10 protein-coding genes are annotated in these 12,738 nt (G+C 52.6%); 8 read left to right on the top strand and 2 right to left on the bottom strand.

Annotated features, from left to right (window positions below):
- Positions 1 to 196: 196 nt before the first annotated feature.
- A complete protein-coding gene (locus Pan241w_RS16435; RefSeq protein ID WP_145217940.1) occupies positions 197 to 817 on the top strand; it encodes a sigma-70 family RNA polymerase sigma factor in 621 nt (206 codons plus the stop codon).
- Positions 814 to 3,360 carry a bifunctional serine/threonine-protein kinase/formylglycine-generating enzyme family protein gene (locus Pan241w_RS16430; protein ID WP_145217938.1) on the top strand — a complete coding sequence of 849 codons (2,547 nt, stop codon included), beginning with the start codon at positions 814 to 816 and terminating at the stop codon, positions 3,358 to 3,360. Before Pan241w_RS16435 ends, Pan241w_RS16430 begins: the two co-directional genes overlap by 4 nt.
- Before the next feature lie 116 nt (positions 3,361 to 3,476).
- On the opposite strand, the gene Pan241w_RS16425 is transcribed toward Pan241w_RS16430, so the two are convergent.
- Both Pan241w_RS16425 and Pan241w_RS16420 read right to left on the bottom strand, forming a co-directional pair.
- Positions 3,477 to 5,174: a glycerol-3-phosphate dehydrogenase/oxidase gene (locus Pan241w_RS16425; protein WP_145217936.1), complete on the bottom strand. Its 1,698-nt coding sequence runs from the start codon at positions 5,172 to 5,174 to the stop codon at positions 3,477 to 3,479.
- A gap of 21 nt (positions 5,175 to 5,195) precedes the next feature.
- A complete protein-coding gene (locus tag Pan241w_RS16420; RefSeq protein ID WP_145217934.1) occupies positions 5,196 to 5,657 on the bottom strand; it encodes a GNAT family N-acetyltransferase in 462 nt (153 codons plus the stop codon).
- A gap of 183 nt (positions 5,658 to 5,840) precedes the next feature.
- Between Pan241w_RS16420 and Pan241w_RS16415 the strand changes: the two genes are divergently transcribed.
- From Pan241w_RS16415 to Pan241w_RS16390, 6 genes are all read left to right on the top strand, one after another.
- Complete coding sequence (locus Pan241w_RS16415; protein ID WP_145217932.1) at positions 5,841 to 6,998, top strand: XylR family transcriptional regulator; 1,158 nt, start codon at positions 5,841 to 5,843, stop codon at positions 6,996 to 6,998.
- A 199-nt stretch (positions 6,999 to 7,197) separates the two neighbouring features.
- A complete protein-coding gene (locus Pan241w_RS16410; RefSeq protein WP_145217930.1) occupies positions 7,198 to 8,313 on the top strand; it encodes a zinc metalloprotease in 1,116 nt (371 codons plus the stop codon).
- A 309-nt stretch (positions 8,314 to 8,622) separates the two neighbouring features.
- Positions 8,623 to 9,186 carry a DJ-1/PfpI family protein gene (locus Pan241w_RS16405; protein ID WP_145217928.1) on the top strand — a complete coding sequence of 188 codons (564 nt, stop codon included), beginning with the start codon at positions 8,623 to 8,625 and terminating at the stop codon, positions 9,184 to 9,186.
- A 42-nt stretch (positions 9,187 to 9,228) separates the two neighbouring features.
- On the top strand, positions 9,229 to 10,557 hold the full coding sequence (locus tag Pan241w_RS16400) for a Gfo/Idh/MocA family protein (protein ID WP_145217926.1): 1,329 nt from the start codon (positions 9,229 to 9,231) through the stop codon (positions 10,555 to 10,557).
- Positions 10,558 to 10,998: 441 nt separating this feature from the next.
- Positions 10,999 to 11,757 (top strand): phytanoyl-CoA dioxygenase family protein, encoded by a 759-nt coding sequence (locus tag Pan241w_RS16395; RefSeq protein ID WP_145217924.1) that lies wholly within the window; start codon positions 10,999 to 11,001, stop codon positions 11,755 to 11,757.
- Between the two features lie 38 nt (positions 11,758 to 11,795).
- Complete coding sequence (locus tag Pan241w_RS16390) at positions 11,796 to 12,737, top strand: sugar phosphate isomerase/epimerase family protein (RefSeq protein ID WP_145217922.1); 942 nt, start codon at positions 11,796 to 11,798, stop codon at positions 12,735 to 12,737.
- The last annotated feature ends 1 nt before the right edge of the window (position 12,738 follow it).

The following is a 12,738-nucleotide window of genomic DNA, read 5'->3' as shown; positions in this document are numbered from 1 at the left end:
GTTCAGGAGTCGGGCTCGGGAATCGATGTTGAATGGGCCCTTTCTCTGGCAATTCGTCAGGTAATGTTAAATTGCGACAAAAAATGTGAAAAAAATATACTTTGCTTGAGAGTCGACCTAACCTGTTGAATCAAACGACTCTACGATATAATGGAGAGATAGACGGACGGGCATCACTTTCAGGAAAGCACGTTGAATGTCTTTGATTGAAGAGACGGTAACGCAATGGATTGATCAGTTAAAAACTGGTGATGCTCAGGCTGCGCAACGGCTCTGGGAATCCTATTTTCAGGAAATGGTCGAGGTCGCGCGGCGGAAATTGCGCGGCGCGCCCCGGGCGATGGCAGATGAAGAAGATGTGGCCTTAAGTGCGTTTAAAAGCTTCTGCATGGGGGCACAGAATGGTCGTTTCTCCCAAATTACCGACCGCGAAAATTTATGGCCTTTACTGGTGGCGATTACCTCCCACAAATCGGTCGATTTGATTCGCAGCGAAAATCGACAAAAACGGGGAGGCAGCGGTAAGAGCGACAGTGACGCTGAACGTAAAAAGCAAACGTCCATGCCTGTTGACTTTGAACAGATCATTCAGCAGGAACCTTCGCCGGAATTTGCTGTGCAGTTAGCTGAAGAACTGGAGCGGTTGCTCAATTTATTGGATAAAACCGGTGATTCGGCGTTAAGACAGGTTGCATTGGCCAAAATGGAAGGGGAAACTACAACTGAAATTGCGCAGAGTCTAGGCTGTGCTCGCCGAACCGTTGAACGAAAACTTCAGTTGATTACCCGTCTGTGGCAAGAGGATTGCAATTTGTGAAATCGCCAAACGAAACAGATTTCGAGCAGCTCCCTTCAGACCTGATGCTGAAAATTAATCAACTATGCGATCGGTATGAATCTGAGCTGAGGCAGGGAGATCTCCCATCGATCAATGCGTATCTGGATGATGTCGCCGTCGATTATCGCGAGGTGATCCTCAAAGAGTTGATTCCGCTGGAAGTGGAGCATCGCTGTCAGCAGGGGGAAACGCCGGGATCGAGTGAATACCTGCAACAGTTCCCCGTGCTCGATCAGGAGTGGCTCTCTTCAGTGATTGGAGCGGCACGAGCCGCCTATCCGGCTGCTTCGGTTGGCGGTTCTCCCGAAGAGGGGCCGCATGAGTTCGACGACTTTTCACTGGAACAATTTCGCGCTCGGGTGATCGAAGTTGGTATTCTGGCGGAACGCGAGTTGACAGACTTGATCGCGAATCTGGAAGAGGATCAGCGACCACAGTCCACAGCCGCGTTGGCCGCACTGTTGATTGAGTTAGGAACGCTGACCGAGTATCAGAGCCACGCGCTCTCTTCGACAGAAGCCCGTCCGCTGTTGATCGGCGATTATCTGATTCTGGAGCCGATCGGATCGGGAGGCATGGGGACGGTTTACAAAGCGATGCACCAGCGCATGAAACGCATCGTGGCGTTGAAAGTCATTCGTTCTGATTTGGAGCATGTTCCCGATCGGTTGAAGCGATTTGAACGCGAAGTGCAGACGGCGGCGCGGTTATCGCATCCGAATATTGTCACCGCTTACGATGCGGGCGAGCACGAGGGCGTGCATTATCTGATCTGTGAATATATTGATGGCGAGAGTCTGACACAGCTGGTGCGCGATTCCGGTCCGCTCGATTTTCCGGACGCGGTCAATTGTGTGCTCCAGGTAGCGCAGGGATTGGAATATGCACACGGTAAAGGGGTGATCCATCGCGACATTAAGCCGGCGAATATTCTGGTCGACGATCAGGGTGATCTCAAAATTCTGGATATGGGACTGGCGCGACTACAAGAAACCGACGACGTTTTAGGCACAGGTTCACAAACCGAATTGACCTCGAGTCAATTTTTTATGGGAACCATCGACTATATGGCCCCCGAGCAGGCCCGAAATACCAGGCTGGCCGACCATCGTTCCGATATTTACAGCCTGGGGTGTACGCTCTATTTTCTGTTGACGGCCAAACCCGTGTACGGCGGCGGGACGACGGTCGAACGAATTCTGGCGCACAAGGAACAGCCAGTCCCGAGTCTATCCCAAACCTTGCCCCAAGTGCCTGCTACCTTCGATCCCATTTTTGCAAAGATGCTGGCGAAAGATCCCGAGGAACGTTATCAGTCGGCGAGTGAATTAATCAGCGATCTGAATCAGTTCAATACTGAAATATTACACGATCAGACGTTTTCATTGCCGGTGAGAGAAACATCCCCCGGTAAGCCGACTGAAGAGAACTGGGCGAGTGCGCCCACAGAAGTGCAGCCGGTTGAAGCTGGTTTCACTGTGGCGGCTGCAACTACTCCAGAGGAGAAATCTAAAACTCGTTCTTCCAACCAGCAGGGGCTAGTGTGGGGAGGCGTTGTTGTGGCAGCCCTTGTTCTGGCAGGCGTCGTATTCTGGAATCCCTTCCAGTCGGATTCAGGCACGGGGGAGCGAAATCTAATTTCAGACGCTGGTCAGTCTGGTTCAGGGGATACCAATACTGACCAGGCAGAGTACGCGCAAATAGCGAACCTCCCTGTCAGCGCGAATGTGGCGCTTGGCACACAAGGCAAGGGACCTGAGCTGGAATTGCAGCTGATTCCGCCGGGAACGTTTATGATGGGAGACAGTGCCAGCGCAGGAGCTGCTTCCGATGCCCCCGCGCATCCGGTGAAACTCACACAGCCATTTTATATGGGCGTTACCGAAATCACGAACGAACAATTCCGCCAATTTGTGGAACAGACGCAGTATCAAACAGACGCTGAACGCAGTGGCGGATTCGGAATGACAGGCGGAAGTTGGGGCAGATCCGGTTCTTACTTCTGGAATCAGTTGGGAGACCTGCCCGTTCGCGACCAGGCACCGGCGGTGAATATCAGTTGGAACGATGCGGTGGCGTTCTGCGACTGGCTCTCGAAACAAACGGGTGACACATACCGGCTACCGACCGAAGCCGAATGGGAATATGCATGTCGCGCGGGAAGCAAGGGACGCTGGTTCTTTGGGAATCAAATGGATGAGTTGGAAAACTATGCCTGGTTTTTGAACAACTCACAAGGACGGGTTTACCCAGCGAAGCAAAAACAGCCGAATCCTTTCGGACTGTACGATTTATATGGCAACGAATGGGAATGGTGCCAGGATTTCTACGCTGAGAATTATTATTCGCAGTCACCGTCAGAAAACCCGACTGGCCCTGAGCAGGGGAGCGAACGCGTGCGTCGCGGCGGCGGATTTCAACAAGGGGCAGACCAGTTGAATTCCTATGTCCGCGGGCATGGTGCTCCGAATTCTCCCTCACGCGGCGCGTTTCGCATTGTCCGCGAAGTGAAGACCCATTAGTCGCAGGGCGTTAGCCCCGGTTGGACGTCTTAGGTAAGGACCGTTCAAATTTGGGGAATTGCCATTGATCAGAATCCCTTTTGATGTAATTAAAAAAAGCGAAGACCAGTCGACGGTTAACTCACGGCTTTCCCATAAAACTTCGCCAGATGCTGTTTATATTCTTCAATCAAGGTAGGGATCTGTTCGGTAGTGAGCTTGCCGGATTCGACGAGGCAGTCGGCCAAATCGTTGAGCGTGGCTACTTGCAGTCTCTCATCAAAAACCAGCATCAGGCGGCGTTCGACCAGATCACCCAGCGTTTCAGCCCATTCATGCTGGATCGTCCAAAGCACATACGGGCGGGGAATTGACGTCCCTGCGATCAAATCGGTTGAGAGTTCGGGCAACGCATCCAGAATCTCTTCGATCTGTGTTCCCTGCAGGTGCCACAGTGTCTGAATGCTCTCTTGAGAAAGTTGATATTTCTGGCAGAGTCGGTCCTGTTCTGCTTTCAGAATATCTTCCGTTTGCGGGTATCCTTCGGCACCGGGGATCAAGCGGGTTTTCGATTCCGTGAAATAACTTTTGCCGAGTTTCTTCAGAATGCGGTCGGTTACTTTTTCTGCAAAGGCACGCCACGAGGTGAGTTTCCCGCCGACGAGGGTCACGATCCAGCCGGAAGGACCCTCATATTCCTTGAGGGAATGATCGCGGGAGATCGAGGCGGCTTTGCCCTTCGGCTGATAGGGTAAAGGGCGCACGCCGCTGTAGTGCATATTGATATCGTCAGTCGTCAGCCCCACTTGCGGGAAGACCATGTTGGCCATGCCGACCAGATATTCGAGTTCATCGGGCGTTGCTGTGACGTCGAGCGGATTCCCGTCGACTCGGACATCGGTGGTGCCGATCAGCGTACTGTTTTCAAAGGGAAGAATAAACACGAGTCTGCCGTCGCTGGCTTCGGAGTAGATTGCCTTGGTGCCGAGCGCTTCGCGGAGCTTTTGATTGAATGTGATAATATGGCTGCCTTTGGTGCCGCCCATGAGACGCTCCGAGGGGACCTCAGCCTGCTGGAGCGTTAAATCGCCACAGGCGCCGGAAGCGTTGATGATCACGGTTGGCTCGAATTCTTCCTGAATCTGATCGGGATTGTGGATCGAGGAAATTTGGGCCGTTCGCCCGTTGAGTTTGAGTTGCTGATACGTCAAAAAGTCAAAGGAGAGTTGTTTTTCGTTGGCGATTTTCTGGCAGTCGTGCAGCAGTGCGACCACGAAGCGTTCAGGAAACCGCATCTGCGCGTCCGAGTAGCAGGCCATCCAGCGAAACTTGTCAGCATTGATCTGGGGCAGGTCGGCATCACCGACATTATGCACCGAATGGCGGGGAAGATTTCCTTTGGATGCGAACCAGTCGTAAAGCGTCAGCCCCATGTCGACCAGATACAAGCCACGTTCCGAGGAGAAAGAGAAACGGGTGGAGAGCCAGTGCGTTCCCGGCACACGGAAGCCACTCAGAAACCGGAGCCCGGACGAAGTGACACCAGAAGCCCGGTGCGCCAGCGGAATCGCAAAGCGAAGCGGTTTCACGAAGTGGGGTGCCAAATTTAATAGAATGCCCCGTTCATGGACCGACTCTTTGACAAGCGAAAAGTCGCCGTATTCCAGATAGCGCAAGCCGCCGTGAATCAGCCGCGAGGATTTAGACGTGGCGCCTTGTGAGAGGTCACCCTGATCGATGATGCAGACGGGAATGTTATTCAAAAGTAATTCGCGTGCAATGGCGACGCCGTTGATGCCGGCACCCAGGATTAAAACCCGCTCTGATTGTTGCATCGCGTATTCCTCTGCGAAAGTTTATGGTGTGGGTTGAAATTCCATTAAGAGTCGATGTTCGTGCGGGCGATAGTAGCCGTCAATCCGGGTTCTGACCTGAAAGCCAAAACTTTCATACAGCCGGACCGCCGGTTTGTTATCCGGGTTCACCGTGAGCAGGACTACCTGATCTGCATTTTGCAGCGCCTGTTTCATCAACGCCGATCCGATTCCCTGGCCGCGAAAATCAGGGTGCACCATGATCTTATGCAGGAAGGTTTCCCCTGTATTCGTGGGAAACATCAATAGTGCCCCCGCGACTGTTTGGTTCTGACTTTCGTCGGTTACATCAGCGATTAAGACGGTTGCATATTCACACCAGAGCCGCCAGGCGTGTTCGCCGTCGGGGATGAAGGTGTCTGGTTCTTCAGGCCAGGCGGTGCGGTCCAGCGCCGCGACTGCCAGAAAATCTTCCGGTAACGCCTGTTTAATCAAGTAATCCACGAAAGCCTTTCATAGTCTATTCTTATCAAAGCGGTAGAGTGAGCGAGTGTTGTCGTGTATTGTACGAACTCATGAGATCGGTTTCGATCATGATTGAACAGAAAACAGACTTGCGGTAAAAGAATAATTGAAAATAGCGGAAACTGCCGCTTTACTGTTGCTGAATTCACATTGGTTTCTTCCATGCCCCGTTCGTCCATTCCCCACGTTGCCCTGTTCATCGAAACGTCGCGTTCTCATGGACGGGGGTTGCTGAATGGCATTCGCCAGTTCATCGCAGAGAATGAGGAATGGTCTGTGTTCATGATGCCGCGTTCGCTGGACTCGCAGATTCCCGACTGGATTTCCCGCTGGAAAGGGGATGGGATTCTGAGTCGTACGATCAGCCAGGAAGTGGCCGATGCGATCGCGGCTTCGGGAATTCCCACGGTCGAATTGCGCTCGACGAAGCTCAAGCATGATTTTCCGTTTCTGGGAATCGATAACCGGGCCATGGGCCGGATGGTGGCCGAGCATTTTCTGGAACGGGGCATTCGTCACTTTGGCGTGTATGAAATCGGAATCGAAGTCTATTTTGAAGAACGCCGCGATAATTACGTGCAGACAATTCAGAACGCTGGCTATGAAGTCAGCGTCTTTTCGGCGTCGGAAGATTCGGAAGCCCCTCGTGAATGGGAGAAACATCAGGAGCAGATGGCGAACTGGGTGCGGGGGCTCCCCAAGCCGGTAGGGATCATGGCGTGCACCGATCAATTAGGGTTCTGGCTGCTGGATGCCTGCGAGCGGGCGGGGATTTCCGTACCCGATGAAGTGGCCGTGGTGGGGGTGGAGAATGATGAGATCCTGTGCATGATGGCGCGGCCGCCGTTATCGAGTGTGGCGTTCAACTCAACACGCATTGGTTACGAGGCGGCAGCGCTGCTCAGCCGACTGATGAAAGGAGAGCCGGCGCCCGAAGAACCCTATCTGATTAATCCTTTGGGGATTGTGACGCGCCAATCCTCGGATGTAGTCGCCGTGGATCATCCCGAGTTGGCGCTGGCCCTGCGGTTCATTCGCGAAAATGCCTGCCAGGGAATTCAGGTGGCCGATATTCTGAATGCGGTACCGTTATCGCGGACGGCACTCGAGCGGCAGATGAAAGCGGCCATCGGTCGCTCTCCTAAAGCGGAGATCATCCGCACGCAGTTGGAGCGGGCCAAGGAGCTGTTGGCGTCCACCGATCTGTCTCTGGCACAAATCTCTCAGAAGGTCGGCTTTCGCCACGCGCAGCATTTCAGTACGACGTTCAAAGAAAAAATCGGCGAGACGCCAGGCGTCTATCGGGCGAAAATGCATTAGCCGCAGAATTGTTTCAAAAGTGCGCATCTGTCTGGCTTCCACACACTCATGCGGTGTCCCCAAATTGGGGGCGTTTTAGAAAGGTCTGAAAACGTCTCCGGGGGGATTTTGTCCTTGCTACGTTGGTGTCATCGGCTAACATGAATGGACAGTTGCTTCGTCAGGTGTGATCCTCATTCTGTTCCGAAGGCAAAGAGCGATGCGCTATCTCTTGTTCTCTGTTCTATTACTTTCTTTCCCCATTTCGGCCTTTGGCCAGCCAAAAATGCCCAAGGTTCAGATTGTCTTCTTAACCCCGGCTGACGTCGATGCTCCGGCTGGTGTCTCCAGGCGATTGACACAGGTGGCTGACTATACGGAAGCAATGTTGGTGAAGTGGATGAAAGTATGGGACTACCCGCCAAAACGTGAGCAAATCTTCCAGCGAAACACCGATGGCAGCGTGAAGATTTTATTCGTCAAATCGCCTGAGACTCTCGCGAGTGGAAAATTTCCATTGAAGGACGGAAACCTGTCGCGAAAAGGTAAGCTGCTGGCAATGGAGAAATTCAAACTTCCCAAAACATTAGACGTCTGGTGGGTCTGGGTTTATGTGGGTGATCCTCCATTGAAGTACAGCAGTTATCTGGGTTCGGGTAGCGCGGCAGCGGGAGGGTTGTCACAGGTCAACTATACGAATCTGCCCGGTGAAATATCCCTGGAGGACAAGTTGGCGAAACCGTTTCTGAAAGAATTGACTTTGAAGGGCACCATCCACGAATTCGGGCATGCACTCGGGCTTCCGCACAATGGCCCACTCATAAAACGCGATCTAGGGATGCCTTTAATGGGGGCGACCATCGCCAACTATCGCAGAGTGATGAAAAATAAGGAAGAGCGGGGTTATGTTACGGAAGCTTCAGCAGCGATTCTGTGGAAGCATCCGTTATTTACGGGGACAGCACAGCGTCGCTATATGATTCCCAAGGTCAAATGGCATGACATCGTCGTTAAGAATGATCGCCAGAAACGAGTAGCACATCTGACCGGACGTATTACGTCGAATGTCCCGGCGCATAGCATTATTGTTTACGACACGGCACCTGACGTGCAAACCCAATATTTCCAAAAACCATACGTGGCCCGTGTCAAGAAAGATGGGACTTTCGAGATCACGATTAGCGAGCCGCTCGGCGTGCAGGCGAAAGGGGTGTTGAAAGTTGTCGCTTGTTGCGAAAACGGAACGATGACCGGTGACGGAAAGAGCCGTGGACTTAAGAGCGCGCATGAGATCAAGTACCGGACATCGCGCACGGGGTATCAGTTAATCAAATGAGGTACGGCGACTGATATTTGAGATATTTCGATCGGGCAGGAATCGTGCCGAAATTCCTGCCTTTGATCGAACGCTCCAGGAGTCTTTCTGGCCCGGGATTTCCGGTTGACCAGATGCATTCGTGAAGACGCATGATGTTCACGCACACGAAGGGAGTTCGCGAATTGTGTGTTATTGCGTTCGGTTGACGCTGAAAATGTACGCAAAACATGATAATGTTTATGGAAATCCGTAATGACCGGGCTGGATTCGCTTGTAGAATGGAATCCCGTTCAATGCTTTGAAATTAACGTAGAAGGAATGGTTTGAATGAACAAGGTGTTAATCATCGTTGGCGATGCAACTGAAACTGTAGACACACTTTACCCCTATTATCGTTTGATCGAAGGGGGCTACGAACCGGTTGTGGCGGCTCCGGAAAAGCGTCTGTACCAGATGGTGCTGCATGAAGTGAAACCGGGCTGGACGATCACCAAAGAGTGGGAAGGCTATACGATTCAGGCGGATATCGCATTTAAGGATATCAACGAGGAAGAATACCTGGGAATCTTCTTCAGCGGCGGCCGTGCACCGGAATATATTCGCGATGATGCAGACCTGATCCGGGTCACCCAGCATTTCTTCGAAAAAAATAAACCCGTTGCTTCCGTCTGTCACGGCGTAGAAATTCCAGCCCGTGCTGGTTGTGTGAAGGGCCGCCGGATGGCGACTGTGCCGAAGTGCCAGTTTGACCTGGAAGTCTGCGGCGGGATCTTTGTGAATGAACCCTGCGTGATTGATGGGAACATGGTCAGCGGTCGTACCTATCACGATCATGGTCAATATATCGGTCCGTGGATGAAGATGCTGGATGAAGCACGCGACCAGTTTTAGAAAATTGTTTTGAATTCAAAAAGTCATAAACAGGAGAGAGCGATGTCGTCACAGAAACTATCTCGTCGAACGTTTGTTAAAACAGCAGTAGCCGGGTTGCCTTTGGCCTGTATTGCGCCGGGCGTTTTTGTGAATACGGCGCGGGCCGCTGAGAAGTCGCGCAATCCGAACGAACGCTTAAAAATCGGTTCGATCGGCATGCGGTATCAGGGATCGGTGATCGCCGACAAGGCACAAGAGTATGGCGACATCGTGGCGATTGCCGACGTCGATCGCGAGATTGCCGAGAAAGCCCGCAAGCAGTTTGGCGGCAAAGCAACGCTGTTTGAAGACTATCGCGAAATGCTGGAGAAGGCGGACATTGATGTCGTGACGATTGGTGCCCCCGATCACTGGCATACCAAAATGCTGATCGACGCCTGTCGGGCCGGCAAAGACGTCTACTGTGAAAAGCCGCTGACGCTGACCGTGGATGAAGGCAAGATTCTCAATAAAGTCGTCAAGGAAACCAAAGCGGTTGTGCAGGTGGGAACCTGGCAGCGGAGCGATCATCGTTTTCGTCAAGCCGTGGAAATGGTGCATGACGGACGAATCGGGAACTTGAAAAAAGTGACCGTGACGCTGAGCAAAAACAAGACCGGCGGACCGTTTAAGACTGAGCCTGTGCCATCGGTTCTGAATTGGGATCTGTGGCAGGGGCAGACGCCCGATGTGCCTTACATCAAGGAACGCTGCCATTATACGTTCCGCTGGTGGTATGAATATTCGGGCGGCCAGATGACTGACTGGGGCGCACATCACATTGATATCGCACAGTGGGGGGCCGGCATGCAGGATTCCGGTCCGGTCGACATCGAAGGGACAGCGACGTTTCCAAATGTAGAGAACGGTTTTAACGTAGCCCTCGATTATCACTTGAGGGCCCGCTATGCAAACGGCGTCATTCTGGAAGTCAACGACACGGGGCGCACCGGTGTGATGTTTGAGGGCGATCAGGGACGCATGTTCGTGAACCGCGGAACCATCGCCGGGAAACCAGTGGAAGAGCTGGCGAAGAATCCGCTGCCGCGCGAGAAGTTCAACGTTTATGCTCATGATAATCTTTCACGTCCCCCTCGGATGGGCAAGCTGGATGCGATTGTGAATCACATGGGGAACTTCTTCGACTGTATTGAAACGCGGGAAACGCCGATCTCCAGCGTCGAGAATCAGCATCGCTCGGTGAGTGTGTGTCATATCGGCAATATCTCACAACGCCTGGGACGAAAACTGACCTGGGACCCGCAGCAGGAACAGTTTGTCGGCGACGACGAAGCGAATACCTGGCTCAAACGCGAACAGCGGGCCGGTTACGAGATCAAAGACAGTTAAGCAGCGATTCTTGATTCAAAATCGTCTGTGCAAATGGGAGGAACCGGGGCTAACACCCTTCGGCTAATAGGTTATTCCGGTTGGAAAGTTACCAGAAACCGGATCAGCCGCACGGTGTTGGTAGCATTTTTATAATAGTTCTGATCCTGATTTTGAGGTGTACGGTGTTAGCCATCTAAAAATTCTCTATGTCCGATGGTGTGCTGTTACCTTTACTTTCAGGACTTCGACAACAGACAAAGCCAAATTAGCCGCAGGGCGTTAGCCCCGGTTATACGTCATCGTTAACGACAGTTCGAATTAAGAAACGCCAGATCGCATCACATTTTACTATAGCGTGTTTCAGAATATACTCGGTTCAAATGGCCTTGGAGACGCTTCATTAAAACTGGATACAGTCTACCGGCCGCGGTGAATTTCGATCACGGTAAAGGAGAAACAATGACAGTCTCAACGGGCATCATTACCGAAGCTCATAAAAAACAGTTTCAGGAAGAAGGTTATTTCATTCTGGAAAAGGTGATTTCGGACGAACACCTGCAGATCATTCGCGATGCCTGTGCGCATCTGATTGATCTGATGCATCAGGAAATGGACCGTCTGGGAACCGATCATATTCATATCAGCCATCGCGGCAAGCGGTATCACATCGCCAAGAAATACGATCAGGCGCCCCGTTTGGAAGAGTATGTGTTCGGCGATCTGATGGCAGAGATCTGTAAAACAACGATCGGCGAGAACGCCTATCTGTTTTACGATCAATATGTCGTCAAGGCAGCGGAGAAGGGGATTAAGTTTTCCTGGCATCAGGATTCGGGTTATCTCGGGTTTCGACATCGACCGTATGTGACCTGCTGGGCGGCCGTGGATGATATGACGGTTGAGAATGGTACCGTCGATGTACTCCCTTATTCGACCATCGGCGTGAAATCGCTGGTGGAACACATTCAGGACCCGGAAACGGGGGACAAGACCGGTTACTTCGGTAAAGAGCCGGGGGTGACCGCGGTCGTGCCGGCCGGCAGTCTGGCGGTCTTCAGTTCGCTGACCTTTCACCGCAGCGGTGCGAATACAACGGACAAAATGAGACGGGCCTACGTGACACAGTACTCGCCCGCGCCGATCATCGACCCGGAAACCGGGCAGCCCAAACATCTGGCTGTTCCGTTTCTCAAAGACGGGGACAAGGTCGTTTCTTAATTCCAGATCCTGACAAACTACTTGAGAGAGATAAACCCATGCTCAACCGAATCAATCGTCGTGACTTCAATAAACAGCTTTTAGGCAGCGCCTGCTCGGCCGGATTACTCGGCAACGTTCTGGCGGCAGGGACAGACGGTTCTGCCAAGCCGTTTCAACTGAATTACATCGTCGCGTCTTGCATGTACGGGAAGCTGCCGCTGGAGACGATTCTACAGGAAGTCCCCAAGACCGGTGCAGCGTATCTGGAGATCTGGGCCGAGCGGCACGGCAATCAGCGGGAGCAGATCGACGAACTGGGCGTCGAAAAAACAAAACAGCTGTTTGACAAGCACAACGTCAAGCTGGGCAGCTTCACCTGTTTCAAGTACGGCTTGTTTAACATGCAGGGGGAGATGGATCTGGTCAGGCAACTGGGCGGCGACATGGTGATCTGCAACAGCGGCGGCCCGAAAGGACTGAAGGGGGCCGAATTGAAGGCGGGGATCAAGAAATTCGCAGAAAAATTGAAGCCGCACGTGGATGCGGCGGCTGAGAAGGGCGTGATCATTGGTCTGGAAAATCACGGCGGCGGCTTGATTAACGATCCGGATACCCAACGCTGGCTGATGGACGCACTGCCGGCAAAGAACTTCGGGATCGCGTTGGCTCCCTATCACCTGGAGCAGGACCCGGAGATGATCGGGAAACTGATTACGGACTTGGATGAGCGGCTGGTGCATTTTCAGGGTTGGCAACATGGTATGGGCTGCATGAAAAAATTGCCTAAGGAACAGGAACTGTTACAGCTACCGGGCCGCGGCGATATGAATTTTGTGCCGCTCTTAGCGGCGCTGAAGAAAATCAACTATCAGGGACGGACGGAAATCTTCATGCATCCGGTGCCACGCGGCATTCCGATTCTGCCGACTGCCGAGCAGGTCACCGCCGAGATCAATCGGTCGCGGGCGTATCTGGAAAAGTGTCTGAAACAGGCGTGAT

This window comes from Gimesia alba (assembly GCF_007744675.1).
Lineage (GTDB): Bacteria > Planctomycetota > Planctomycetia > Planctomycetales > Planctomycetaceae > Gimesia > Gimesia alba.
The sequence above is the reverse complement of the archived record's forward strand: the minus strand, read 5'-3'. Positions and strand labels throughout refer to the sequence as shown.

Bases quoted from the DNA above. Each gene is read 5' to 3' on its own strand.
- Pan241w_RS16400 (WP_145217926.1), top strand. From the start codon at position 9,229: ATGTCGTCACAGAAACTATCTCGTCGAACGTTTGTTAAAACAGCAGTA.
- Pan241w_RS16415 (WP_145217932.1), top strand. From the start codon at position 5,841: ATGCCCCGTTCGTCCATTCCCCACGTTGCCCTGTTCATCGAAACGTCG.
- Pan241w_RS16395 (WP_145217924.1), top strand. From the start codon at position 10,999: ATGACAGTCTCAACGGGCATCATTACCGAAGCTCATAAAAAACAGTTT.
- Pan241w_RS16390 (WP_145217922.1), top strand. From the start codon at position 11,796: ATGCTCAACCGAATCAATCGTCGTGACTTCAATAAACAGCTTTTAGGC.
- Pan241w_RS16425 (WP_145217936.1), bottom strand. From the start codon at position 5,174: ATGCAACAATCAGAGCGGGTTTTAATCCTGGGTGCCGGCATCAACGGC.
- Pan241w_RS16410 (WP_145217930.1), top strand. From the start codon at position 7,198: ATGCGCTATCTCTTGTTCTCTGTTCTATTACTTTCTTTCCCCATTTCG.
- Pan241w_RS16435 (WP_145217940.1), top strand. From the start codon at position 197: ATGTCTTTGATTGAAGAGACGGTAACGCAATGGATTGATCAGTTAAAA.
- Pan241w_RS16405 (WP_145217928.1), top strand. From the start codon at position 8,623: ATGAACAAGGTGTTAATCATCGTTGGCGATGCAACTGAAACTGTAGAC.